Source organism: uncultured Chitinophaga sp. (assembly GCF_937898475.1).
In the GTDB taxonomy this organism is placed as follows: domain Bacteria; phylum Bacteroidota; class Bacteroidia; order Chitinophagales; family Chitinophagaceae; genus Chitinophaga.
This window is the reverse complement of the sequence record NZ_CALEJS010000013.1, coordinates 32524-59055: the sequence shown is the minus strand read 5'-3', so window position 1 is coordinate 59055 and position 26532 is coordinate 32524. Positions and strand designations below refer to the sequence as shown.

Sequence of the window (26532 nt, the reverse complement as noted above, 5' to 3'; positions counted from 1 at the left end):
TTACATACTGTTTTTATAAAGATAGCGGGCGGTCGCATTTATGCACCGCCCTGACGTTTTTGTTGTTTTACCAGAAGGGTAAGGCAATGAGATAAGGTTAAAACTATAGGGGGTATGTCTATATCCCCTGATTTCGGTTATTATTTATACTTGATCAAGTAGTATTTATTGCCCGTATTGGCATCTATCTTGCAGTTGATTAGCGCTATGTCTACTTGCCAGCGGCTAAGGGAGCGTAAAAAGGAAATCCATGTTGCATCTGCACAGTACTCCTGTTTTACAATTGAAATATTTTATTGAAAAATCGAAAAACCAGCATTTACTATGAAGCGGCATCTCATACTGCTGATCATGTTGTTCCACCTGTGTGTTACTGATTCAACTGCGCAATTCCTGGACTCCATACAGATCAATGTAGGTACCACCGGAACAATAGCTACAAAAGACTATCAGCCTTTGTGGATCACATCACAGCGGTTTGGTACGATCACCGATCGCAAGTCGGATCTCTCTACACAGATAGGTTTCAGCAACGTACACATGTTTGGAAACGGCGATAACAAAGACTTTTACATACGTTATGGCGTCGATCTCTTCAATAATGATCACTTTAAGGAGGTGTTCCTGGAGCAGGCTTATTTCAAGGCTGGTTATAAGCACCTGGAATTCCGCGCAGGGCGCTATGAGGAAAAGATCGGGGAGATGGACAAGGATCTGTCCAGCGGATCCTTTGGTGTAAGCGGTAACGCGCTGCCTATACCACAGATCGGTATCGCCCTCACGGATTACGTGGATGTGCCCTATACCAACGGCTGGCTGCAGGTAAAAGGCCAGATCAGCCATGGCTGGATGGGAGATGACCGGTTTGTCAAAGATGCCTGGCTGCACCAGAAAACCTTCTACCTGCGCGTAGGAGCCAGGAAACTGAAAGTAGGAGCCGGTATACAGCATTATGCTATATGGGGCGGCCACGGAGCCGGCCTGCCTGATATAAAGAAGAACTTCTGGGACGTGTTCCTGGTGAAAGAATCGAATGACGGTACGGTAGGCGGGCAGGATTTGCCCAACCGCTCCGGCGACCATCGCGGTGTGCTGGAGGGAACGATTGACTGGGATAATGATGTTACCGGGCTGCATTTTTACATGCAAATGCCATTTGAAACCGGGCAAGGTATAGACATCCGTAATATAGACCGTTTGCTGGGCGTTGCTTATACCAACAAAAGAGAAGAAAGCTGGCTGAAAAAAGTAGTGGGTGAATTCATTTATACCAAACAAATGAATGATTTCTACGACAAACAGTACCGCGAAAGCTATTATAATAATGGTGTCTACCTCACAGGCTGGGAATACCAGCGCCGCATTATTGGTACTCCCCTGTTCATTAACAGGACCAGGGGCGCCGAGTATTTCCCGGGCCAGGTAAAACCTTTCGACTGGAACCAGCCCTGGGATTCTGTAAGAGGAAGAGGCTGGAATATCATCAACAACCGCATAATTGGCGGCCACCTCGGCTTCCTGTATACCATCAAAGGCGAGCTGTCTGCCAAAACCATGCTTACCTACACCCAGAACTTCGGTAATGACCAGAAAGGCCTCTTTTCGCCCTCCCGGGCACAGGTATATGCCCTGCAGGAGGTAAGCTACCAGCTGCCTGCCATACCGCTCGCCATCAAAGCCGGCGTAGCCGTGGACTGGGGAGAGCTGAGCGATAATGCCGGTTTGATATTAGGGGTGAACTGGCAGTTTAGAAAATAGTTTGAGGTTTGAGGTTGGTTAAATGTTACAGGTGTTGTTTAATGGCCGGGTCATATGTCAGGACCTTCAACTTTGAACGAACTTCAAACCTCAAACTAATATGTCTGAATCGGTAAAAAGTACCATAATTGCCCCGTTTGGTGCAATTGGCGCATAAGGGCCCTTCGTACCTTTGTACTGTTAAAACAAAAGTACAATGGCAAAGCCCAAAATACCGGTGTACGATATCTATAGCATCAGTCATGGCCACACACAGCAGGATCTGATGGTAGCACGTTTCGGGCCTTATGTACGGGAGCATAAACACCTTTACCGGCAGCATGGCCACTCATTTTACCATCTTGTGCTATTTACAAAAGGCGCCGGCACCCATACCATTGACTTCTCCAGTTTTAATGTACAACCTTACCAGGTATATTTCATGGCGCCGGGCCAGGTGCACAGCTGGCATTTTGAAGGCCCTGATCCGGATGGTTACCTGGTACATTTCTCTCCTGCATTTTTTCAATCATTCCTGCTGGACCAGCAATACCTGGAACGTTTCCCGTTTTTACGCGGCAACAGCAACGATGGTGTACTAAAGATACCTTCGCCGCTCCGTGAAGGTGTGGTGCAGCTGTTTGAACAGATCCTGAAAGAGCTGGAACAGCCGGAAGAAGGCGGGCTGGATATGATCCGTATGTACCTGCTGCAATTCTTTATGCAGGTGGAGAGATGCTGCGGGAAAGGTGAAAAGAAACAGGTGCCCCAACAGAAACAACTGCTGCTGGCCAATTTCCGGCAGCTGATCAACAAGCATTATAATACTATCCGTTTGCCAAAGGAGTATGCGGAACTGCTGTACATAACGCCTAATCATTTAAACGCCTTATGCCAGGATCTGCTGGGAAGAACGGCTGGTGAACTGATCCGCGACCGCATATTGCTGGAAGCCAAAAGGATGCTGGTCAATGAATCCCTTACTATTACCGAGATCGCCTATGCACTGAATTTCCAGGACAATTCCTACTTCAACCGTTTCTTTAAAAAGAACACAGGTATGACCCCGGAAGCATTCAGAAAACAACTTGTTCATTAAAAATCTTTATGCCATGTGTGCTTATCACGAATCCAAGCCCAACCTGATTGTAAGCGTACTACAAAATAAATGTCCCCGCTGCCGTAAAGGAAAGCTGTACGAACACTCCAATCCTTATCTGCATTTGAAGGATTTTATGAAGATGAAGGAATACTGTGATGTATGCGGACAAGCCTCAGAACCTGAAACAGGTTTCTTTTTCGGAACAGGGTATGTTAGTTATGCATTATCTGTTGCTATCAGCGTAGCCACTTTTATTGCGTGGTGGGTGCTGATCGGCTTTTCACTGGATGATAACCGCCTGTTCTGGTGGATAGGTGTTAACGCAGTATTGCTGATCATTATACAGCCATTACTGATGCGCCTGTCCAGGATCATCTGGTTGTCTTTCTTTATCTACTATGACCGCAACTGGCGCAAAGAGCCATTGCCCCGGCATTAACACAGATAGCTGGCGTAACTTTTGATGTTCATCAGACAAATGTTCGTCAAATGCCTGAGGGCCCTTCTATAGTGATACTAAAGGAAGCCGTACAGTCTTTCAAAGGAAAGAAGGTGGTAAAGGTGAGCGGGAATACAAAGGTCGCCATGCCTGTACTGGAAGGGCAACGTGTCATTGATTTTAAGAGCTGGGGAAAACACTTCCTCATCTGTTTCCGCAGGGTTACTATCCGCATCCATTTTATGCTGTTTGGAAGCTATCGTATTAACGAAGAGAAGGATACGCCGCCGCGGCTGGGACTGCAGTTTGAAAATGGGGCTTTGAATTTTTACGCCTGCTCCGTTAAGCTGATCACAGAGCCGCTGGACGAAGTATATGACTGGAGTGGCGACGTGCTGAGTGATACCTGGGACCCGGGCAAGGCCCGCAAAAAACTGAAGGCCCTGCCGGATCTGTTGGTATGTGATGCATTGCTGGAACAGAATATTTTCGCAGGCGCCGGCAATATCATCAAGAATGAAGTGCTGTTCCGTATACGGGTACATCCCAGGAGTAAAGTAGGTAAGCTGCCCGCTAAACAGCTGAATCTTCTGATTAAAGAAGCAGTGAATTACAGCTATGATTTCCTGGAATGGAAAAAAGCCTTTGTGCTGAAAAAGCATTGGCTGGCCCATACTAAAAAGATATGCCCGCGCTGTAATATTCCCCTGATCAAAGAACATCTTGGCAAAACAAACCGCCGCAGTTTTTTCTGCAACAATTGCCAGGTGCTGTACCAGTAAGGATACTGACTATTTCTTCTTCAGCAATACCAGTTGCCCCAGGTGATAGGAGAGGTGGTTGGTACGGTTGATCAACACACTCAGCCTGTTACGGTGCGGCTCCTTCTCAAAGTCTTCGGCAGAGATCAGTGAATGCTTCTGAAACCACTCGGCAGGCTGCATACCGCTGAAGTGAACGGAGAGCTGGCTGTTGATATTACTCCAGTATTCCCTCAGATCTCCTGCACTGGGCAGATCTGTGACGGTTCGGTCAGGATGTTTGATAAAAGCTTCGTCCAACTGGGGGTACTGCCTTTCACCGAGGCCCAGTATAGGCAGCATAGCGTCATGTACTGCCGTAAGATGCCCCAGCAAATAAATCGCCCTGTTCTTACCCGGCGCAATTTCCTGTAATAAATCTTCGTCTGAAAGCTCGCCTAATAGCTTGTTGGTTCTTCTGATGTGTACATCCCATGCATGCATGGCCATCTTTACAAATAATTGCTGCTGACCCATAGGTATTTAATTTTGAGCGCGAAAGTTAGGCAAATTTTGTAAACAGCAATGAACACTTTTTTTGTCTACATTTGCCCATATTTTTTACCGGATATGCAACATGTCATACTGACGTTCGTCTTCTATGTACTGGTTATCGCCCGTCTGATCTCCGTATTTATCTCCGCTGCCAACGAACGTAAGCTGAAAAAGATAGGGGCCGTAGAATATGGTAAGGGTAATTCCCTGTTACTGGTAGTAGCCCATTTTGCCTACTATATTGCGGCGGTTACGGAAGGCAGCCTGCAGGGCGCCTTTTTCTACGATGGCCTCAGTTATCTTGGACTGGCTATATATGCATTCTCTATTGTGATGTTATACTATGTGATCTATACCATTCGCTATGTATGGACGGTAAAGCTCATTATCGCTCCCCAAGCCCATCATGTTATTAACAAATCGCCATTATTTAAGTATATTAAGCATCCGAACTACTTCCTGAACATTATCCCGGAGCTGATCGGATTTGCGCTGTTCTTTCATGCATGGATCACACTGATCGCCGGTATGATCATCTACCTGGTACCGCTGGCTGTCAGGATCAGGCAGGAGGAAACAGTAATGAAAGCGCATTTCAGCGAATACTAGATCATTGATACGCAGCAGCATATGGAAATAATCACTTTGAAATTAAATCAGAAGCATCACGGTGCTTTTTATTTCATGGATGGCGAAGAGCGACTGGGAGAGATGGTAATAGGTATTAAGGACAATGATCTTACCGTCTATCATACGGAAGTATTCTCCGGCGGAGAAGGGAAGGGGATCGGTAAGAAGCTGCTGGAGCATATGGCAGATTATGCCCGTAAGAACAATTTGATGGTGATTGCACTTTGCCCATATGTATTTGCGCAGTTTAAACGGCATCCGGAAATGTATGCCGATATCTGGAAAAATAAAGAATAGTCAGTGTCAAAGATCATTGCTACCGCAGCAGCGGAAAACAGTGGAGAACTGTATACTACGAATATAGAAGTGCATCAGCACCAGCTGCTGGCCGAAATATAATTAACCCTTAAATACTTTCTGATGGAAAAGCAGATAGAACATATCCTTGAAGGAAGAACCAAACGCATCGGTGAGGAAACGGTACTGCAGTCTTTGCCTCATAAAGATTTCCGTTTTGCGAGTCCATTTATTGTAGTGCATCACTTACCGGCTACCACTTACCCGGCAGGATCTCCCCCTGAAAGGCTGCATCCCCATCCACACCGGGGCTTTGCACCGGTTACTTTCCTGTTCCAGGGAGAAGGTTATCACCGCGATTCCCAGGGTAACAGCGGCATCCTGAAAGCCGGGGAAGTACAGTGGATGTTTTCCGGAAGTGGATTGTTGCATAGCGAAGGCCCTTCACAGGCATTCCTGGAAAAGGGGGGTACCTATGAACTGGTACAACTCTGGGTAAATGTGCCTGCAAAGCACAAAATGGAAACACCCTTCTATCAGCAGGCCGCCGCGGAACAAATGCCTGCCATCAGCGAAGACCCCGGCATAGATCTGCACCTGGTCAGCGGAGATTACCAGCAGCTCAGGGGCCCGGTTAACAAGTCATTTACCCCTGTTACTTCCATATTCGGCAGCATGCAGGCCGGTAAAACGATCAGTTTCTTTCCCCGGGAAGGCGACTGGACGCTGCTATACGTACTGGACGGCACGGTGCTTATTAACGACCGCCAACCGGTGAATAAACAGCACCTGGTAGTATTCAGCAAAGCAGGCACCGGGCTGACCGTCACTGCCAAAGAAAATGTTCGCCTCCTGTATCTTTCTGCCGTGCCTATCGATGAGCCGGTGGCTGCCAGGGGCAATTTCGTAATGAATACTACCGAAGAGCTGGACCAGGCGGAGGCAGATTTTGCCGCCGGAAAATTCGGCGTGCTGGACTATTAACACTTCTCCTATCTTTACCCCGTGAAAGAACAACAGCAAAATGAAAGCATCGGCATGCTGTTCATTGAGATCTGCAAACGCCGCAGAAATAAAAAGAACGAGCTGCTGAGCGAGGCCAATCTGTACGAAGGGCAGGACATCCTGCTGCATTACCTGGCTATAGCCGACGGGCAAACCATGTCTGAACTGGCCGCCAAGGTATGTGTACAGGCAGCCACGCTGTCTACCATGATACGCAGAATGGAGGCCAATGGTCTTATCAGGAAGGAAGCTGACCCGCATGATAAAAGGGCGCACCGTATCTATTTCACTGCCAAAGGCAGGGAAGTACAGGCCCTTACATGCAGGATCTGGAGTGAGCTGGATAAAAGAACCCTTAAAGACCTGTCTGCCGACGAAAAAAAGCTACTTGATCAGCTGCTGAAGAAAGTGCTGAAGAACCTTGCTTAACGCTAATCCTCTATCAGACCGCCTTTACCGTCCGTTACTATCTGCAACAACCTTACGGCTACTGCTTCTTCCACCTCATCGGGTATAGTGGATGCTTCATCTCCGATGGCAATAAATTGCTCAGCCTCCTCATCCCAGGCAAAAACGAACTCCGGGCTGTCGTTATAGCGTACCCGGAACCGGGTTTCGTTATTAAAAGGATAAGGTACTGCCCTGATGGAATAAGGCACCTGCTCCAGCAGGAGATCAAAAGTGACGGGTTGCATATTCATAGTGTCCGTTTTTCTATCTGCTACAAAAAGAAGGCCGTATACCCCCGTCTTTTCATTGTAAAGGAAAAGTTGTGTGTTTCACCATTATTTTTTTAACTTTTTGTGAAATAGATGGCAAAAATGCAAAACTGTTTTCGTTTACCGCTGGTAGTGAGCCTGTTGGTGATATCCTGCCGTGAAAAGCCCCTGCCCGCCGTTACCCAGGTACACCTGCCCCGTATAGACTCCATGGCAGATATTCCACAACCCTTACAGATCATCAGCTGGTATGATATGGCCCGCCGCTTTGACAGCACCGTATACGATTTCAATGCCATAGGTCCACACTGGCCGGTGGTATGGTGGGACAGCAGCCGCCGCAATTTTCCGCAGAACGTGGTAGGCCTTTATACCGCCATGGACGATCAGCGCCAGGGCACGCATAACAAAGGCATGTTCCATGAGGCCCTGGCTACCATGGGCGCCACGCTGGGCGCCACCCTTGCCGGGATAGACAAACGCCGCCAGCAGGGCCTGAACTATGTGGCCATGCTGAAGAATTACTTTAACCGGGAAACTGGCTGGAATATCATGATGAACAATACCTGTCCTGAAGTGGCCCTGCTGGGTGGCGGCTATGGACGGGACTGGTGGTACGATGTTTATCCCAACATGCTGTTCTACGCCATCTATGACCGTTACCCCGATGAGCCGGGTTTTGATACCCTGGCCCGCAGTATAGCAGAAAAGTTCTATGCCGCAGATTCTATACTGGCAGGAAACTATGATCATTCTTTCTTCCACTACGGGCAGATGCGTCCTATGGATAACGACATCTGTAAACAGCAGGATGTAGCTGCCGGTCATGCCTGGGTGCTTTATGCCGCTTATAAAAAGTTTGGCGACCGGCGTTACCTGATCCGGGCTGCAACAGCTTTATTGTGGCTGCAGCAGCAACACAACAATACTTTCTATGAAGTGTTCATGCCCTTTGCTGCATACCTGGCCGCCAGGCTGAATGCAGAAATCAGAACACACTATAAGGTAAAGCGATTCCTGGAATGGACCTTTAACGGCGATCCGCAGTGCCGCCAGGGCTGGGGCGTACTTGCAGGCAAATGGAACGGGATGGATATCTCCGGTATTATAGGCAGCACAACAGACAGAGGTGGTTATGGTTTCCTGATGAACACTTTTGACGCCGCCTGGCCGCTGGTGTCGTTGGTGCGTTACGATGCCTCCTATGCAGACGCTATTGGCAAATGGATGCTGAACGCCGCCAATGCTGCCCGTTTTTTCTATACGCAGTACATGCCGGATGATCATGAAACCATCCCGGAACAGGCAGCCGTTACCAAAGGTGTAATAGGTTATGAAGGCATTATACATTCGCCTTCCTACCCGCAGTATGCACACCTGAAAGCGCCGGTAGCGCAGGGAGATGGTCCCCTGTGGGCAAAAGGTAACCCGGACGTATCGCAGTTCAGTATCTATGGCAGCGGGCATGTGGGCATTTTCGGCAGCATTATACGCCCTACAGATGTAGATGGTATCCTGCAGCTTGATCTGCTGGCTACAGATTTTTTCAGGGATGAAGCCTGGCCTTCATTCTTATACTATAATCCTTACACAGCTGCTAAAACCATTCATGTAGAGCTGGGAGAGAAGGCGGTTGACGTTTATAATACCATCACACATTCCTTTGTTGCCCGTAAGGCGCAGGGCAATTATGCTTTTACCTTGCAACCGCGTTCTTCAGCGGTACTGGTGTTCACGCCTGCCAATGCACAAGTAGTACATAAAGAGGGTTGGCTGAGGGTGGATGGAAGGGTGGTGGATTACATGTTCCCGCGTATAACAGATTAAAAAAAGCCGTCCCCAACTGGCGGACGGCTTTTCTCTTTTTACAGCTCTTTTACGCAATCAGAATTTATACGCTACGCTGAAACGGATATCACGCGGGGCTTCTGCCTGCCAGTAATAATAAGCGCCATAGTCTGCGCCGGAATAAAGATATTTATTCAGGATGTTGAAGGCGTTGAGTGTTAAACGGATTTTTTTCTTTTCGTAGAACAAACCGCCGTCCAGCCTGAAATAATCGGGCAGCTGCATCCTGCTGGGTTCTTCGGTCCAGGTCCAGGTGCTTCTGTCGGCCTGGTAGCTGAAACCGGCGGCAATACCTGCACCTTTCAGTACGCCGCTCTGCATGGTATAGGTCAGCCAGGCATTGGCATTGTGTTTGGCAAAGCCGGCTATCCGTGTACCTTCTTTCACTACATTGCTTACAGAGCCACCGTCTTTGCTTACATAAGAATCGGTAAATGCGTAGTTGGCAACGATACTCAGTCCGCTTACGATCTCACCCATAATGTCCAGTTCCACGCCTTCGGCCCTGCTCTGTCCCAGCTGGAGAGAGTAAGGTTCTGCCGGTGTACTGTTGGGGTCTGCAGACAGCTCATTATTCTTGATGATACGGTAAACGGAAGCGGAGGTACTTAACTTACCGTCAAACCATTGCCGTTTGATACCGGCTTCGATGTTGTTGCCGGTAATAGGCTTCGGAGGAACGCCGCTTCTGAGCCTGCCCGCCTGCGGAATGAAAGATTGATCATACAATGCGTAAACAGACGTATTGCGGTCTACAGAATAGCTCAGGCCTGCCCTTGGGGTGAACCTGTTCTCTTCCAGGGTGGTGCCATCAGTTTCTTTTACATAAGTATAGCGCCCAGCCAGGGTAAGGCGCAGTTTGTTCTCAAAAAAGCCCAGCTCGTCCTGGAAATAAAGCCCGGTGTAGGTTTGGTTCCTGCGGGATACCGCCCTTTGATCCAGCGGGGTAGTGCGGTCAAAGGTAGGGAAACCGTAAGCCGGTGTACCGTAGTTGGGGTTGTGGGCGTCAAATTCACCGCCGTTGGCGCTGTCCAGCAGGGCAGACTGCCCCCAGTCGTACAGGCCTTCTTTTGAGCCCAGGTCCACGCCCGCCAGTATGCGGTGGTGGATCCTGCCTGTGTTCAGATCACCGTTCACAAATGCCTGTCCGTAAGTATTTTTAAGATCTGCATCAAATGCGTACAGCCTGCGGATCACCTTGCCGTCGGGCAGTACGGCGTCGGGCCATATATCGCTGGAGATTTGTTTGTACCTGAAGTATGCCACCTGCGCAGTGAATTTCCAGTTGTCATTCAGCTGGTGCTGCAGGTTCAGAAATGCGTCGTGCTCTTTTGCTTTGTTGGGCGTAATGCCGGGGTTCGACATACTGAACTCTTTCGGGTATTGTGCATAACCCTCTGTAGAGAACACATAGGCAGAGCCAAGGTCAGACATGGTTACATGCTGATAGGTATATTCTGCTGTCAGCAGCGTTTTTTCGTCAAGCTGGTAGCTGACTACGGGTGCAATGCTGTATCGGTCATTGAATTCGTAATCACGGAAAGAGTTCCTGGTTTGTCCCATTGCATTGAAGCGGTACAGCAGTTTGCCGGATTGATCCAGTTTGCCGTCCAGGTCCAGTGTAGACCTGAACAGGCCAAAGCTGCCGTAGGTCATGGCCGCTTCTCCTTTTTTGATGCCCGTAGGCTTTTTAGTTACCACGTTGTAGATACCTGCGGGTTCGCCATTAGACATCATGAAGCCTGCGGGGCCTTTTACAAATTCTACATGGTCTACAAAGCTCATGTCTTCGGTCAGCGGACCCCAGTCGGAAGTTACGTTCACCCCGTTGCGGAAGGCTGCCAGGCGGCCGCCGCGGGCGTTTATGCGGGCATAGATATCGCTCCAGTGTTCCAGGCGGGTAGCGCCGCTCACGTTCTTGATCAGTCCATCGCTCATGGAGGTGATGGTCTGGCTGGCCATCACTTTATTGTTCACTACCTGAATATTTTGTGGTACTTCCAGCAGGGGGGTAGTGATGCGGAGCGACTGGGAAGTACGGTCCGCCTTGAAGCTGTTCCTGTTCCCGGTTACGATAATGCCCTGCAGCTCGCCCACCTGCAGGCTCATTTGCAGGTCAACGGTAGTGGTCTTGTTGTTCTCAACGGTAACGCTGCGGCGTATCTCTTCGTGATTGCGCAGGCTGACCAGCAGGGTATATTCTCCCGCTTTTACATTCCTGAAATGGTACAGGCCTTCCTGGTCAGAAACGGCGTTGCTGCCTGTTTCTACCAGTTCTACGGTGATCCCGCTTACCGGGTGATTGTCTGGAGAGATGATTTTTCCTGAGATGTTGCCGCCCCCCTTCTGGGCGAAAGTAAGTGTGGATGCCAGCAGGCATACCAACATGAGTACAATTCGTCTGTTCATCATAATATTTTTAGTTCGATATAGGCGTTCTTCCCCCGTGATGTTAAAATCTGGGCGCAAAGGTCGTGTGAACAGCGGCTATCCGTTTACGCAATCGGGTAAATTATTTACGTGATCGGGAATTTTTTCCTACTTTTAAAGTCATGCAACAGACAACTCCAATCACCACCTTATTCCTGGATATTGGCGGCGTACTATTGAGCAACGGTTGGGACCGTGCCGCCCGTAAACGTGCAGCAGCGGAATTTTCGCTGGACCTGCCGGAGTTCGAGGAACGGCATCACCTCACTTTTGACACTTACGAGGAAGGGAAGCTGACCCTGGACGAATACCTGGACAGGATCGTGTTCTACGAACCCCGCGCTTTTACCCGTGAGGCCTTTAAAGAGTTTATGTATGCGCAAACAGAGGCCTACCCGGAAATGATAGACATGATCTGCAGGATCAAGGCCACTTACGGCGTAAAGATCGCCATCGTGAACAATGAAGGCCGTGAGCTGAATGAATACCGCATCCGCCGGTTTGGCCTGAACAAGTTTGTCGATTTCTTTGTTTCTTCCTGCTTCGTACACTTCCGTAAACCGGATGCCGACATCTTCCGCATTGCACTGGACATCGCGCTGGTGAAACCGCAGGAAGTGGTTTACGTGGAAGACCGCGCCATGTTTGTATCTGTTGCCGAAGGCCTCGGCATTCATGGTCTGCTGCACGAAAACTATACCAGCACCCGCGACAAGCTGGCCGCCTTTGGATTTACCTTACCCGATTAATGATCGCATGCTGCGAAGATCACTATCCACCGTCATCATCCTCCTGTTACTGGCTTGTAATGCCTTCGCACAGTCATTCAGGGCATTAGCCATTGCAGAACCGGGCGGCCATCACATTGCCTATTCCCGGGCGGCCAGGGTATGGCTTAACCAGCTGGCTGCCGACAGCGGCTTTGCCATTGATTATATCAAAAACACCGATAGTATTGACGAAGCCTTTCTGCAACGCTACCGTCTTTTCATTCAGCTGGATTACCCGCCTTACGCCTGGAAAGAGAAAGCCGTAAAAGCTTTTGAGCATTATATCAGTACCGCGCAGGGTGGCTGGATAGGGTTCCATCACGCTACCTTGCTCGGCGAATTTGACGGCTACCCCATGTGGCAATGGTTCTATGCATTTATGGGAAAGATCCGTTTCAAGGATTATATAGCCGGCTTTGCCGCGGCTGAAGTGAAGGTGGAAGATAATGCGCACCCGGTGATGAAGGGCCTGCCCACTTCATTTGTTATAGAGAAAGACGAATGGTATACCTATGACAGAAGCCCCCGTGCCGATGTACATATAATAGCCAGCGTAGATGAAAGCACTTATATGCCGCCTTCAGACAAAAAGATGGGCGACCACCCCGTCATCTGGACAAATACCCGTTTCCCCGCCAGGAATGTATATATCTTCATGGGACATTCCCCCGACCTTTTCAGGAATGAGAATTATCAACGGCTGTTCCGCAATGCTATTTTCTGGGCAGCGGGCAGGTAGTATGCAGCAGATCGGCCAATAAAAAGGCCGGCTGGATAGCCGGCCCGCTAAAACCGAAAAACTGCATCGCTCACAACACGTCATACATGAGCGTGCATTATCCTATATCAATCAAAGTGGCGTATACTTGAAAGAGTGGATGATAATTTCCACTTCCTGGCCGTTAGACGGCGGCAGGTGCTGAAACAGCCACAGGTTCATATGTACCGGTAAAGCTTCTGTACTTACTGGGAACCCGGCAGGCGTGGTCCAGGGGAAGAAGGCATTGCTGGGGTTTTCCGTATGTCCATGGTAGGCCGTGTAAGACACATAGGAGCTGGTACGGTAGAATTTGTACGTGCTGTAAGTACCGTTCAGGTCCAGTTCAAACTCATGGTGCGCTTTGGTCTCCGGATCGCCGTAAGCCGGGTACACGGTGTAGTTGAAATTGGGCCAGGCATTATTGCCCCAGCGTGCAAATTCAATATCTATTTCATGATGGCCATTGTCTCCTGATTTGTAGTTAAACAATCCGAATACAATATTCTTATCCAAAAGGTCCAGCGGCGCTTCTATCTGCCAGACATAAGAACCGTAACCGAAGGTTTGCTGGGAGATCACCTCTGAACAGTACCAGCGGCCCGTAGCGGCGTCTTTCCTGATCTTCAGGTGCAGGCGACCGGCGCCATCTACCCATACGTTGCTGGTGCTGCCGCTCCAGTAGTTATCATGTGGACCACTGGGCCCTGCCTGGTCTCTTACGGTCCAGTTGATGCCGCTGAAAGAGATGGTTCTTTCTGCAGCAATTTTTACATCGGCGCCTTGCACAGCATTTTCGTTACTCAAAGGGTTTTCTGAGGTGGTGGCGTTTTCCTTGCGGCAGCTTGCAAGCACGGCAAGGGTAAAGGCCAGCATAATGGTTTTTCTCATGGTAAAGTTTTAATGGTGAAAAAAAGGGTTACTTATAGATTGATAGCTATCTCTTATTGTCAGGGATCCCACCACACATGTTGCAGCCAGTCGTCTTTTCCGCCCATACGATCCACCGCTTCACGGTAATGACGGGTGTTTGTATAAGCTTCTGCAGATGGATAGAAAAGCCGTCTGAATATCCTGCCGCCTGTTTCCGACTCGCCGCCAATGTCTGTGATAGGCGCCAGTACGGGCCATCCGCTCCTGCGCTGGTTGGCGTAGGCTTCGTAGCCATTGGGAAAGAAAGCCACCCATTTCTGCATATTGATCTCTTCCAGGGCATTTTCGGCAAGCAGCGGGTGTGCGGCCACAAAGGAATCAATGGTTTGCGGGGATATAGCCTGCATGCCGGGATAGTTTTCCAGCTGTTGCATGGCAGCGCGTATGCCTTGCCGGTAAAGCGTTTGGGCGTTTCCATTATACCATCCCCTGACCGCTGCTTCTGCCAGCAGAAATTGTACCTCTGCATAAGACAGGTGCAGAAAGGGCGCTTCCAGCTGGTAAAAGGGCGGACTGATCACGCAGTACTTGTTGTTATGCGGGATGATTGTACCGTCTGACGCGGTATAATCGGCCCTTTCATCCCACCAGTATAAACCCGGCGGGATGGGCAGGTAATGTGTATATGCCGTAATATCTTTTCCCTTTTCATCCCGGTTAACGAAGAAGGCGCCCAGGCGCGGATCTTTTTCCCGTTTGAGATAATTCACAAAGGTGCTGCAACCAATGGTACGCAGGTAAGTCTGCGCTTCCTGCAGGGCCTGTGCATAACCATTACCCCGCAGATCTGGGTAGGCGGCGTTTTCATGGATCACCAGGAAATTATCTGAATGGTGGTGCATGACACCTCCGGCGATAGCTGCCATTACCTGTTTGCGGGCCATGGCAGCATCAATACGGGTTAAGCGCATACCGAGGCGCAGGCGCAGGGAATTAGCCAGGCGTTTCCACTGATCAATATTGCCTTTGTAAACAATATCGTTGTCCAGCGCCTGCTGCGATGGATTAAATTGTGCCGCTGCTGCAGCCAGTTCATCAAAAAGATCCTGGTAGATGTCCTGCTGGCGGTCATACCTGGGCGTATATATCTTGCCATAGTACGCCAGTCCCGCTTCCGAATAAGGCACATCGCCATAGGTATCTGTGATGATGGAAAAGATGTACGCCTTCAGTATACGGGCCGCAGCTACATAGTTCACCAGTGCCGTATCCTGCCTGCAGCGCTCCACCAGGTCTGTGAGCTGTTTGATGCTTTTGCCGTAAAAGATCTCCCAGATACGGTCATTCGCAAAGTCGTCGCGTATATATTTACTGCCTGCCCGCATGTCTTCAGCGCCGTTAATGTATTGCACCGCCGGCTGGAACAGGAACAGGTTGGGATAACCGGTTTCCCGGCCCCCGTTCAGGTAATAGGCAGCCGCCGAGAGCTGCTGCCCGGGTGCAATGTCTTTTCCACGCAGCGGATCGGTATTGATGGCATCAAAATTTCTGGTACAGGCATATGGCAGCAGCCCTGCAAAGAGCAGGATGCGCAGGAGGTGCCGGTGTTTTGCTGACATATACCTTGATTTAAAATTTTGCATACAGGTTAATACCACAGGAGCGCCGGACCGGTAAAGATCCGTATTCAAATCCCTGCGCATTGTTATTGTTATAAACTGATTCAGGATCTACGTTGGGTATGTGTTTGCTAAGCGTTAAAAAGTTACGGGCCACCAAAGAAACGGTCACTTCCCTGATGCGTGTATTGCGCAGCAAGGCGGCGGGCACACGGTAGTCAAGGCTCAGCTGACGCAGTTTTATAAAAGAAGCGTCGTAAACAAAGGGCTCGGGAATATTGCCGCTTACCCGCTGCCAATACAACCTGGGATTAACATAGGCGCTTACTTCCCGGTAGACGGGCTGCCTGTCGGCGTCTGTTCCGGTTTGCTGTACACCCTTTACCAGGTAGCCGCCGCTGCCCTGCAGCCAGCCATCGCGCCCTTCCAGCGTGCCTTTATGTTTTCCATTGGCATATGCCAGGAGGTTGGTCATGGAATAGATATCGCCACCCTGTTTGATATCCAGCAGGATACTCACTGAAAGATTTTTATAGCTGAACTGCTGTTGTACACCGGCTGTCCAGCTATACTGGCTGTTGCCCAATGTAGCGGCGGCGGGATCATACTGCGGCAGGTAACTGGCATCCAGGATCAGGCGTCCCTGCTCATCCCGCAGGAATTGACGGCCCATGATCATCCCATAGGCAGCGCCCTCCTGCGCCACAATAGATACATTGCCCCAACGGGCGGTTGACAGCGTATAATAGCCGGATACCAGCGGGCTGAGCGACAATATACGGTTGCGGTTATACGCAGCATTGATGTTCATTTCCCAGCTGAAAACAGAGCCGGCAAGCGGCTTAACACCCAGGGCGATCTCCATCCCTTTATTCAGCACATTACCGGAATTGATCACGGCACTGGTATAGCCCGTAGCAGGAGAGAGGGGTGCATTCAATACCTGGTAGCGGGTATTGGACCGGTACCAGCTCAGGTCAAGATTGATACGGTTGTTAAAAAAGATAAGTTGCGTGCCTGCCTCGTATGCAGTGCTGATGCTGGGTTTCAGCGCTTCAAAGGGTACTTTGTTCACCGCCACACCGCCAATGGCGTAGCCACCTGTTGAGGGAATGGCAGGATCGCTGCCATAGCTGAGCGTCAGCTGGTAAGGATCAATGGCATCCGTACCTGTTTGGGCAACAGAAAAGCGCAGCTTGCCAAATGAAAGCAGGTTTTGCCCCTGCATCCATTCAGAGAACACCAGGCTGGCGGATGCTGAAGGATAGCAATAGGAACGGTGCGCCTTTGACAGCGTAGAAGACCAGTCGTTCCGCCCCGTAACATCCAGGTACAGCCAATGCCTGTAGGCAATATTGACGGCCCCGTAAAGAGAGTTGATACGTTTCCTGTTCAGGAACCCGTTGCCGGTCCTTGTTTTAAAATTGCTGATGTTTTGTATGCCCGCCGTGTTGATATGCAGGCCGCTGGTATATAGCAGTTCTTCTTCATAGTCCATGCGGTTGGCCCCTGCGCAGGCGCTCAGCAGGAAAGGCCCCACCTGTTTATCAACATGCAACAGCAGTTCTGAATTAACCTCGCGCAAGGTCCTGTTCAGCAGGTAGATGGAGCCTTGCTCATTGTATGGCGTGGAATAATCCGTGAAGGCTGAAAAGCGGAACTGCGAATAGTCTGTACCCGTCCGGGCTTGTATGTACAGCGAAGGCAGTAACTGGTACTTCAGCTGTATGAACCCATTGAGGCGGTCCTGCCGGCTGTTGTTAGGTTGTTTGTTAATAGCCCAGTAGGGGTTCACCTGGTAAACATTGTTATTCCAGTTGATGTAGTTGCCACTCACAGGATCTTTATAATCTTTCAGCCAGCGAACGTCAATGTTCGGGGCCAGTCCTGCAAGCGTATAGCCGATGTTGTTAGGATTATCTGACAAGGCAGGACGGTTCTTGACTTCCTCATGCAGATAGCTTATTTTGACATCCATGCTTAGCTGTTGGTGCAGCTCGGCTGTACCGCGCAGTGAAAAATGGTGCCGGTGTAAACCGCTGTTGGGCACAATATCTTTGTTGCCGGTGTGCGTATAGGTAAAGCGCAGCTGTGAGCTGGCTATACCTGCTGCTGCAGTAACGCTATGTGTTGCCGTTAGCCCTTCCCGGAAGAATTGTTGCGGGCCATGCTGTGCTTTTACATAAGGTACCTGCTGCCCGTTCCACAGCCACACCATACTATCGGCATTTAAACGTGGTCCCCAGCTTAGCTGTGGAAAGTCGCGTGCGCTGGCGGCATCCCAGGGTAGCAGTCCATCCCGCCCGCTGCCATAATCCGTTTGGAAGTCGTAGTTGCTGACCGGACTTTCTATGGTGATATTGGAGCTAAAGGAGAGTTCTTTGCCTATGCACCCTTTCCGGGTGTTAATGAGCACAACACCATTGGCCGCACGGCTGCCGTATAAGGCCGCAGCAGCGCCGCCTTTCAGTACAGAGATAATGGCTATTTCATCCGGGTTGATAATACCGCTGCCATCGCCAAGATCATAGCCGCCGTACTTGTCTGCCTGTCCGGGTGATGAATTGTTCACCGGTACACCGTCAATTACAAACAGCGGTTGGTTATCACCGCCGATGAGTTTCACTCCTCTGAGGGTGATCTTTACTGATCCACCGGGACCACTGTTTACGGGTGTTATGTCTAAGCCTGCCACGCGGCCGCTCAGCGTACGTATGGGGTTAGTTTCTCTTGCTTTTGTCAGCTCGCTGCCCCTGATGGCTGTATATGCATAGCCCAGGGAACGTTGCAGGCGGCTGATGCCCAGCGCTGTTACCACTACTGTATTCATCTGCACTTTGCGCAGCATTGGCAGGGTATCTTGCACAGGATGCGGCTTTTTTTTGCTGATGATGATCTGCTGGCCGTATACCCTGATCCTGAATTGTTCCGGTGGGAAAAGCCGCTCTATCACCTGTTGCAGGGGCGCCTCTTTTTCAAGCAGGGACACTGCACGCTGCATATCTGCAATGTCATTGGAATAGGCGAAGAAAACGCCTGCTTCTGCTCCCAGCACCTGCAATATGTCTGACAGGGATCTGTTGCTGGCAATGATCGTTACCTTTTTCTGAAGAATAGCGGTATTATCCTGTGCCGATAAGGAACAGGTGCACATGAATAAGGCCATCATGGTTATACACAGGTTTTTCATGTAAGGATATATCGGTGGCTGCGCCGGTTAAGGGCGCAGCGTATCCTGTAGCTTGATCAGTTCATCATCCAGCAGCGCATTCAGAACGTTTATGGCCTCTTCAGGCCCCAGGTGATCGAACCGCACGGTAACACGGCGGCCCCGCAACTTTGGGTTGGGTGTCATTACGCCGAGTTGATAGTGTGATGCCAATACCTGCAGTACCCGTTCTACCGGCTGGTTGTAAAATACCAGGTTGTTATTGGCCCAGCCGCAGCGGTACCGGTGATCACCTTCCTGTTTACGCACGCCGTCATGGCCGCCGCCTGCTATGCCCATTTCCCCGGTCCTCAACACGACTGGCGGATGACGGCCATCATCCAGGCTCACCTTTCCTTCCCATACTACCACATCCGTAGTGCCTGCCCGGGTACTCACGTTAAAGGAGGTGCCTAATACTTTCACCGTGGCGTTGGGGGCCGTAATGCTGAAGCGGTGCTGTTCATCTTTTACCACCAGGAAGAAAGCTTCTCCTGCTTCCAGCTGCACCTGCCTTTCAGAAAAGTTACGTGACCACGAAAGCCGGGCGCCCCGCTGCAGGTAGACGGCGCTGCCATCCGGCAATACAACGCTGTCTTTTGCATGAAGAGCAGTATAGGTAACAAGCTTGTTATGCTTTGTATGGTATAACCAGTACCCGGCTACGGTAAGCAGCGGCAATAGTATAGCGGCTGCTTTCCACCAGCGCATGGATATGCGCCTGGTTCGCGGCGCGGGCCGCGGGGCAGACAGCTGCTGCAACAAGACATCCCATCCGGCTGTGCGGTCTAATGGCACCGGCGGTAAGTCACCTGCAGTCTCCCACAACGTTTTCAGCGCTTCATACAATGCCCGGTGCTCAGCAGAAGCCGCCAGCCATTCGCGCAGCGCCTGCTGCTTTGCGGTATTACCGGGATCAGCCAGGCAACCGGCGATGAATGCATAATGCTCGTTTTCCATGTATTGCTCTATTAATGACAGTTCAGAAATGGGATACTTTGATGTTAAGGGGAAATTTTTTTTGACAGCATTGTTTCCCGGAGTGTTTTAAGGGCTTGCGACAACTGGAAGTATACCGTATTGAGGCTGATGTTCAGTTTCGTGGCTATCTCCGCCGGTTCCAGGCCATGTATGCGGCTGAGCAGGAATATCTCACGGCAGCGGGGCGGCATGCCCTGTACGTGTTGTAACAACTCTTTCTGCAGGAGTATGTAATCTGCTGTTTCGTAAAAAGAGGATTGGTCAGACAGGAACAGCAAAACCTCTTCACTTACCTGCCTGGATTGTCTCTTCAGCTCATTGATAGCGCGGTTGCTGACAGCGCGGTACAGGTAATGCTGCACCTGGCCCGTAATAGTGATCTGGTCGCCTTTTTCCCAGAGGTGCAGGAACAGGTTATGCACCAGGTCTTTAGCCAGCGCACTGTCTTTTACCCAGCGGTAAGCCAACAGGTATAACGCTTCACTGTAGGTATTGTACAAGTGCTGAAAAACGGCCTGATCGTGGTTCCTGAGCGCCTGGGTAACTGCGCCGGCAGAGATATCTGTCATGTGAGGTACTAAAAAGGTAACATAGGTGGTACAAAGTATTTCTTTTTTTAAATTAATAAAAACTTACCGGGTCAATTTCCTCAAAGAGTGAATTTTTATCTACACAGGTATCCGCTATATCTGCTTTGCTGGGAGCGCCGCTAATTAGGCATTTCTTTTGAACGTGCTGGCGTTATGGATACAGGCCCAACCCACGCTGTACGTAGTGCAGGAATATTAATGCATATCACTTCCCTGCCAGGGCCTTTTGGAATAGGAGACATTGGTCCTGCGGCACTGGAATTTGCGCGTAAACTGCAGCGCAGCGGCCAACGTTACTGGCAATTATTACCGTTAACCCCGCCGGGAGCAGGACTAACATCTCCTTACAGCGCGATGTCTGCCATGGCGGGCAACCCGATGCTGATCAGTCCTGAACTGCTGGTGGAAGACGGTTTGTTAAGCCAGGCAGATCTGCGGGAGGTTACATTGCCCTCCACCGCCAGGGTGGATTTCGACAAGGCCCGCGACATCAAAATAAAACTGCTGGAACTGGCCTATCACAATTATTGTAACCGCAGTGAGAAGCTTTTTAGAAAAGAATACCAGGCTTTTTGCGAACAGCATGCCTACTGGCTGGATGATTTTACCTCGTTCAAAGCATTATCACTGTGGCATAAACATGAGCCATGGATTAAATGGCGGAAACAGTATCGCGACAGGGAACAGCCAATACCGCGCAGTATAAATGCCATAAAGGAAAAACAGCAATGGTGTCAGTTCATTTTTAACCGCCAGTGGATGGTGTTGAAAGCACACTGTAACCAGCTGGGTATACAGCTGTTTGGCGACCTGCCGTTCTATGTGGCCTATGATGCAGCAGATGTATGGGCTAACCGGGACATTTTCCGGCTGGATGAAAAAGGGCGTATGCTGGGAGTAGCCGGTGTTCCGCCTGATTACTTCAATGAGAACGGCCAGCTGTGGAATATGCCTGTATATAACTGGAAGGCGTTGCGGTTGCAACGCTATAAGTGGTGGATCAACCGCCTGCGACGCAACCTGGAATGGTACGACCTGCTGCGGCTGGATCATTTCCGCGCATTTTCGGCTTACTGGGAAGTACCTGCTGGCGCAGATACGGCAAAGAACGGCACATGGAAACCAGGGCCCGCCGCCTCACTGATGAAAGCTGTGCAAAAGGCTTTCCCGGCGATGCCCTTTGTGGCGGAAGACCTGGGACAGATAGACGAGCCGGTGCTGCAGCTGCGGGATCAGTTCCGGCTGCCCGGCATGAAAGTGCTGCAGTTCGCTTTTGGAGAGGACATGCCGGTTTCCACCCATATCCCGCATAACTACACCGACAATTTTGTTGTGTACACCGGTACGCATGATAATAATACAACAAGGGGATGGTATAGCCATGACAGCAGCCCGGAAGACCACGAGCGGCTTGCCAAATATACGGGCCTGAAAGTGGTGGAAGAAGCATCTCCCGATGTGCTTGGCCGGATGGCCTTTGCCTCGGTAGCCCGCACCGCCATACTGCCTATGCAGGATGTGCTGCGGCTGGACGCATCGGCCCGTATGAACATCCCTGCCGTAGCAGCGGGCAACTGGGCCTGGCGTATGCTGCCGGATCAGTTCAGCGAAGGCTGCATATCACGCCTGAAAAAATGGACCATCATATATAACAGAACGGATAAGGATGACAACAAGAAGCTATAAAAGACAAGGTGCAATATTGAACGGACCGGGAGAATGCATGTTCAGGGTGTGGGCGCCCTTCAGGGAAAAGGTAGCGCTGCTGCTGCCCGAAACCAAACAATGGCAGTATGACATGCAGCGCGAACAGGAGGGATACTGGGAGGTGATGGTGAAAGACGTGCATCCGGGTATGCGCTATTATTACCTGCTGGACGGCGAGCTGCAAAGGCCTGATCCCGCATCACGCTGCCAGCCGGAAGGCGTGCATGGCCCTTCTGCAGTAACAGACCCTTATTCCTTTGTTTTTACAGACGATCACTGGCAGGGGATGGACCTGCCGGAGATGATCATCTATGAACTGCATATCGGCACCTTCACCGCGGAAGGTACGCTGAAGGCAGCAGAAGCGCGTTTACCTGCGCTGTCAGAGCTGGGCATTACCACTGTCGAGATCATGCCGGCGGCACAGTTCCCGGGTAACCGCAACTGGGGCTATGACGGCGTATACCCCTATGCGTTACATAACACCTATGGTTGCCCCGAAGACCTGAAAAGTTTTGTGAACAGGGCGCATCAACTGGGTATAGCTGTGCTGCTGGATGTGGTATACAACCACATCGGACCCGAAGGGAATTACTTTAATGACTACGGCCCCTATTTTACAGACCGTTATAAAACCCCCTGGGGCAAGGCCATTAATTTTGATGATGCCCACTCCGACCCGGTGCGGGGTTTCTTCATACACAACGCGCTGATGTGGCTGGAAGAGTTCCAGATAGACGGGCTGCGGCTGGATGCCGTGCATGCTTACTGGGACGCCAGCGCGCTGCACATCGTACAGGAACTGACAGAAGCAGTGCGCCGCCTGGAACGCCGCGCAGGCCGCAGGAAAATACTGATAGCAGAGCTGGACCTCAACAACCCCCGCTATGTAACGGCCACTGACAAAGGCGGTTATGGCCTGCAGGGCCAGTGGGTAGATGAATTCCATCATGCACTGCACAGCCGCCTTACCGGCGAGCGTAACGGCTATTATGAAGACTTTGGCGCACTAAGCCTGCTGGCAAAATCCTATGCGGATGTTTATGTGTATACCGGGCAGTATTCACCCGGCCGCAAACGCAGATTCGGGTTACCGCCGGAGAACCTGCCGTATAGCCGTTTTGTTACGTTCATTCAGAACCATGACCAGGTAGGCAACCGGATGCTGGGCGAAAGGCTGAGCGCATTGCTGCCTTTCGAAGCGCTAAAGCTGGCTGCGGCGGCTATGCTGTTATCTCCTTTTGTGCCTTTGCTGTTCATGGGAGAGGAGTACGGTGAAACACATCCGTTCCTCTTCTTCTGCTCTTTTGAAGATCCCGAACTGATCAAAGCAGTAAGAGAAGGCAGGCGGCAGGAGTTTGCAGAATTCCATAGCAAGGGTATCGCCCCTGATCCGCAATCGGAACAAACGTTCGAGGCATCCTTATTGAGCTGGGATCTGGAGCAGGCGGATAATGCTGTGCTGAGAGCATGGTACCGGCAGCTGATCAGTCTGCGTAAAAGCAATGCCGCCCTGCGTAATTTCAGCCGCAGCGGCACCAGTGTAAAAGCCCTGCAGCATGATGCGCTGCTGGTGCTGGAACGTAAGGATGCGGTAAACAATGAGCGGCTGCTGATGCTTTTCAATTTCAGCGGGGAAGAGCAGGTGTATACCAACGCCCCGGCGCAGCGTTTGCAGAAACTGATCGATTCTGCAGACATCCAGTGGAAAGGTCCCGGCGCCAAGGCGCCCGGCAGTGCGGAAAGTGGCGATATCATTATACCTCCCTTTTCCGTGGTAGTTTATGAAATGAAATTATTATGAAGATGACGACCAGTGATGTATTTACCCCCGTGTCTACCTACCGGGTGCAGTTTAACGAGGCTTTCACTTTCAAAGACCTTGAAAACAACCTGGAATACCTGCATGAGCTGGGTATTACCACCATCTATGCTTCCCCTGTTTTTGAAGCAGCGCCGGGCAGCACGCATGGCTATGATGTTACAGACCCGCATAAGGTAAACCCCGCGATCGGCACGCTGGAAGAATGGCGCGTGCTGGGCAGCAAACTACAGGCGCTGGGTATGAGCTGGATCCAGGATGTAGTGCCTAACCATATGTCCCTGGACCCTGCCAACCACCGCCTGATGGATGTGCTGGAAAGAGGCCCCTTATCGCCCTACTATCATTACTTCGATATTGATTGGGAGTATCCCGATCCTGCTGTCAAAGGTAAGCTGATGCTGCCCTTCCTGGGTAAGCCATTACAGGAATGCCTGGCGGAAAAAGAGATAAAGATGGCGCCTGCTGCAGACGGATGGCGGCTGGGTACCGATTACCTGCAGCTACCACTGTCGGCCCGCGCATATGATATCCTGATGGCTGCGCTGCAACCCGGTGAAGGCGATATCAAACAGCTGCTTTGCGGCCTGAAGAAAAGTGTATTAAAACACTACGTGCCGGAAGAATGGCAGCAGCGGAAGAAAGATCTTTTTAATGCAGTTGATAAAGCACAACTGGCGCAGCTGGCCCAACGCGTAAACCAGCAACCTGCCTTGTTAAAAGCATTGCTCGATAACCAGTACTATGCTTTTCACTACTGGCGCGATGCGGAAACAAAGATCAACTACCGCCGCTTCTTTACCGTGAATGGCCTGATATGCCTGCGGATGGAAGATGAAAAGGTGTTTGATGAGTATCATACCTTCCTGCATCAGCTGTACCGGGAAGGCCTGATCCAGGGCCTTCGTATTGATCATATTGACGGGCTTTATGCACCGGGCACCTACATTAAACGGTTGCGCAAGCTGTTTGGTAATGAGTGCTATATCATTGCAGAAAAGATACTGGCGGGCAATGAAACAATGCCACGCGACTGGGAACTGCAGGGCAGCACAGGCTATGAATTCCTGGGAGATGTGAACCAGCTGCTCACCGATCAGCTGGGCATGGAGATGATCGCACGTTTCTATCGCAGTCATTTTCCTGAACTGGCAAAGTATGAGCGCCTGGCCGTCAGCAAAAAACAACTGATCCTCACTACGCAGATGGCGGGTGAATGGGATAACCTGGTGGACTATGCCTACCAGCTGGGTGTGATCCCACCGGTGCTTGACAGGGAGGAATTCAAAGAGGCCCTTGGACTCTTTATGGTACATCTGCCGGTGTATCGCATTTACCTGGAACATAAGCCGCTGTCTACCCGCGATCTTTCTTTGCTTGAATACGCGGTGCACGGCGCTTATCGTACAGAACCTGCGCTGACCCGGGTATTTGAAATGATCCGTTCCTGGTGGCTGCAGAACAGGCACAATACGTCTGTGCTGCGTTTCCTGCAGCGGGTTATGCAGTTCACCGGTCCGCTCACCGCCAAAGGAGTGGAAGACACCGTGTTTTACGTGTACAACGCATTGATATCGCACAACGAAGTTGGCGATGCGCCGGAAGGCTGCCGTTGCTCACTTGCACTGTTCCATGAACGTGCCGTGAACAAGTATCGTCATCGCCCATTGTCAATGAATGCTACCGCCACCCATGATACCAAGCGGGGAGAGGATGGACGGATCCGGCTGAACGCGCTTACCCTGCATCCGCATCAGTGGATACACCAGGTGCAACACTGGCATGCCATGAATAAGGTGTATAGCACGGACATCGATGAGATCACCGCGCCGGATCTGAACGATGAATATTTCATTTACCAGTCTGTTATTGCGGGCTATCCTGCAGATGGCGTTATCACGGAGTCATTCATTAAAAGATTGTCAGACTATTTTATAAAAGTACTGCGCGAGGCTAAAGTACACAGCAACTGGTCGGCACCCAATGAGGCATATGAAAAGGCCAGCCTGCATTTTATTGAGCAGCTCTTTGCTGCCGGCAGCTCTTTCCCGCACAGCGTGCACGCCTTCTTTGAAAAGGTAGGTGAGCATGCTGCTGTGTACAGTCTTACGCAGACATTGGTGAAGATCACGGCGCCCGGTATCCCTGATATATACCAGGGTTGTGAGCTGTGGGACCTGAGCTTTGTAGATCCGGACAACCGGCGGCCGGTGGATTACGGCTTGCGTAAACACCAGCTGTCAGTGTTGAAGGAAGCATCGCAGCAAGGTATGCCACAGCTGCTGTCTTTCCTGGAAGAACGGCGAATGGAGGGCCTGGAAAAAATGTATGTTACCTGGAAATCACTGCAGCTGCGGCGGGCATACCCCGAGCTGTTCACCAAAGGTGAATACCTTCCGATCTATGCGGATAACGGGCATGCGGTTATTGCGTATGCACGCCGTTATCATGATCAGTGGTGCGTGGTGGTAGCGCCCTTACTGGCGGCATGCAGGCATGGAGAAGATAAGGTGAAGCGGCGGATTACGTTACCTGCAGGCGCACCGGGCGAATGGCGGAATGTGTTTACCGGTGAGCAGGTGATGGTGAAGGAGGGGAAATTGCCGGCTGATATAGCAGACAGGTTCCCGGTAGCTTTGCTGATCAGCGGCTGACGATAGCGGGTTGCGTTATTGCGGGGAGCTGCAGCAAGTTGCGCTCCCC

General features: G+C 50.8%; 22 protein-coding genes. 14 read left to right on the top strand and 8 right to left on the bottom strand.

Annotation, left to right across the window (positions count from 1 at the left end; all coding sequences use genetic code 11):
- Positions 1-324 precede the first annotated feature (324 nt).
- The 4 genes from Q0577_RS05845 to Q0577_RS05830 all read left to right on the top strand — a co-directional run bounded on the left by Q0577_RS05845 (position 325) and on the right by Q0577_RS05830 (position 4060).
- The gene (locus tag Q0577_RS05845) at positions 325-1758 is read left to right on the top strand and encodes a capsule assembly Wzi family protein (RefSeq protein ID WP_298733661.1); all 1434 of its coding nucleotides are present in this window, start codon (positions 325-327) and stop codon (positions 1756-1758) included.
- A 196-nt stretch (positions 1759-1954) separates the two neighbouring features.
- A complete protein-coding gene (locus tag Q0577_RS05840) occupies positions 1955-2836 on the top strand; it encodes an AraC family transcriptional regulator (protein ID WP_298733659.1) in 882 nt (293 codons plus the stop codon).
- 13 nt (positions 2837-2849) lie between these two features.
- Positions 2850-3278 (top strand): DUF983 domain-containing protein, encoded by a 429-nt coding sequence (locus Q0577_RS05835; RefSeq protein WP_298733657.1) that lies wholly within the window; start codon positions 2850-2852, stop codon positions 3276-3278.
- Positions 3279-3328: 50 nt separating this feature from the next.
- On the top strand, positions 3329-4060 hold the full coding sequence (locus tag Q0577_RS05830) for a DNA-formamidopyrimidine glycosylase family protein (protein ID WP_298733655.1): 732 nt from the start codon (positions 3329-3331) through the stop codon (positions 4058-4060).
- Between the two features lie 9 nt (positions 4061-4069).
- Here the strand turns inward: Q0577_RS05830 and Q0577_RS05825 are convergent, their stop codons facing one another.
- Entirely contained in the window at positions 4070-4555 is a 486-nt protein-coding gene (locus tag Q0577_RS05825; RefSeq protein WP_298733653.1) for a DinB family protein, read from the bottom strand.
- Between the two features lie 93 nt (positions 4556-4648).
- Here Q0577_RS05825 and Q0577_RS05820 point away from each other — a divergent pair, with 93 nt between their 5' ends.
- The 4 genes from Q0577_RS05820 to Q0577_RS05805 all read left to right on the top strand — a co-directional run bounded on the left by Q0577_RS05820 (position 4649) and on the right by Q0577_RS05805 (position 6934).
- The gene (locus tag Q0577_RS05820; RefSeq protein WP_298733651.1) at positions 4649-5182 is read left to right on the top strand and encodes an isoprenylcysteine carboxylmethyltransferase family protein; all 534 of its coding nucleotides are present in this window, start codon (positions 4649-4651) and stop codon (positions 5180-5182) included.
- Between the two features lie 21 nt (positions 5183-5203).
- Complete coding sequence (locus Q0577_RS05815; RefSeq protein WP_298733649.1) at positions 5204-5500, top strand: GNAT family N-acetyltransferase; 297 nt, start codon at positions 5204-5206, stop codon at positions 5498-5500.
- 123 nt (positions 5501-5623) lie between these two features.
- The gene (locus Q0577_RS05810; RefSeq protein ID WP_298733647.1) at positions 5624-6484 is read left to right on the top strand and encodes a pirin family protein; all 861 of its coding nucleotides are present in this window, start codon (positions 5624-5626) and stop codon (positions 6482-6484) included.
- A gap of 21 nt (positions 6485-6505) precedes the next feature.
- Positions 6506-6934 (top strand): MarR family winged helix-turn-helix transcriptional regulator, encoded by a 429-nt coding sequence (locus Q0577_RS05805; RefSeq protein ID WP_298733645.1) that lies wholly within the window; start codon positions 6506-6508, stop codon positions 6932-6934.
- A gap of 2 nt (positions 6935-6936) precedes the next feature.
- Here the strand turns inward: Q0577_RS05805 and Q0577_RS05800 are convergent, their stop codons facing one another.
- Positions 6937-7206 (bottom strand): hypothetical protein, encoded by a 270-nt coding sequence (locus Q0577_RS05800; protein WP_298733643.1) that lies wholly within the window; start codon positions 7204-7206, stop codon positions 6937-6939.
- A gap of 120 nt (positions 7207-7326) precedes the next feature.
- On the opposite strand from Q0577_RS05800, the gene Q0577_RS05795 reads away from it, so the two are divergent.
- Entirely contained in the window at positions 7327-9051 is a 1725-nt protein-coding gene (locus Q0577_RS05795) for a hypothetical protein (RefSeq protein ID WP_298733642.1), read from the top strand.
- A gap of 57 nt (positions 9052-9108) precedes the next feature.
- On the opposite strand, the gene Q0577_RS05790 is transcribed toward Q0577_RS05795, so the two are convergent.
- Positions 9109-11481, bottom strand: a complete 2373-nt coding sequence (locus Q0577_RS05790) for a TonB-dependent siderophore receptor (RefSeq protein WP_298733640.1) — start codon at positions 11479-11481, stop codon at positions 9109-9111.
- 143 nt (positions 11482-11624) lie between these two features.
- On the opposite strand from Q0577_RS05790, the gene Q0577_RS05785 reads away from it, so the two are divergent.
- On the top strand, positions 11625-12251 hold the full coding sequence (locus Q0577_RS05785) for an HAD-IA family hydrolase (RefSeq protein ID WP_298733637.1): 627 nt from the start codon (positions 11625-11627) through the stop codon (positions 12249-12251).
- 7 nt (positions 12252-12258) lie between these two features.
- Entirely contained in the window at positions 12259-13011 is a 753-nt protein-coding gene (locus tag Q0577_RS05780; RefSeq protein WP_298733635.1) for a ThuA domain-containing protein, read from the top strand.
- A 111-nt stretch (positions 13012-13122) separates the two neighbouring features.
- On the opposite strand, the gene Q0577_RS05775 is transcribed toward Q0577_RS05780, so the two are convergent.
- Genes Q0577_RS05775 through Q0577_RS05755 form a run of 5 tightly spaced genes read right to left on the bottom strand, consistent with a single transcriptional unit; the run spans position 13123 to position 20279 of the window.
- Positions 13123-13920: a glycoside hydrolase family 16 protein gene (locus Q0577_RS05775; RefSeq protein ID WP_298733633.1), complete on the bottom strand. Its 798-nt coding sequence runs from the start codon at positions 13918-13920 to the stop codon at positions 13123-13125.
- Between the two features lie 59 nt (positions 13921-13979).
- On the bottom strand, positions 13980-15521 hold the full coding sequence (locus Q0577_RS05770; protein WP_298733631.1) for a SusD/RagB family nutrient-binding outer membrane lipoprotein: 1542 nt from the start codon (positions 15519-15521) through the stop codon (positions 13980-13982).
- Between the two features lie 10 nt (positions 15522-15531).
- Entirely contained in the window at positions 15532-18690 is a 3159-nt protein-coding gene (locus Q0577_RS05765) for a SusC/RagA family TonB-linked outer membrane protein (RefSeq protein ID WP_298733629.1), read from the bottom strand.
- 48 nt (positions 18691-18738) lie between these two features.
- Positions 18739-19689 carry a FecR domain-containing protein gene (locus Q0577_RS05760; RefSeq protein ID WP_298733627.1) on the bottom strand — a complete coding sequence of 317 codons (951 nt, stop codon included), beginning with the start codon at positions 19687-19689 and terminating at the stop codon, positions 18739-18741.
- A gap of 44 nt (positions 19690-19733) precedes the next feature.
- Positions 19734-20279: an RNA polymerase sigma-70 factor gene (locus Q0577_RS05755; RefSeq protein WP_298733625.1), complete on the bottom strand. Its 546-nt coding sequence runs from the start codon at positions 20277-20279 to the stop codon at positions 19734-19736.
- Positions 20280-20453: 174 nt separating this feature from the next.
- Here Q0577_RS05755 and malQ point away from each other — a divergent pair, with 174 nt between their 5' ends.
- From malQ to treY, 3 genes are read left to right on the top strand one after another with little or no spacing between them, the layout of a single operon-like run.
- On the top strand, positions 20454-21986 hold the full coding sequence (gene malQ, locus Q0577_RS05750) for a 4-alpha-glucanotransferase (RefSeq protein ID WP_298733624.1): 1533 nt from the start codon (positions 20454-20456) through the stop codon (positions 21984-21986).
- Positions 21967-23811, top strand: a complete 1845-nt coding sequence (gene treZ / locus Q0577_RS05745) for a malto-oligosyltrehalose trehalohydrolase (protein WP_298733622.1) — start codon at positions 21967-21969, stop codon at positions 23809-23811. Before malQ ends, treZ begins: the two co-directional genes overlap by 20 nt.
- A complete protein-coding gene (gene treY / locus Q0577_RS05740) occupies positions 23808-26483 on the top strand; it encodes a malto-oligosyltrehalose synthase (protein ID WP_298733620.1) in 2676 nt (891 codons plus the stop codon). Before treZ ends, treY begins: the two co-directional genes overlap by 4 nt.
- Positions 26484-26532 lie beyond the last annotated feature (49 nt).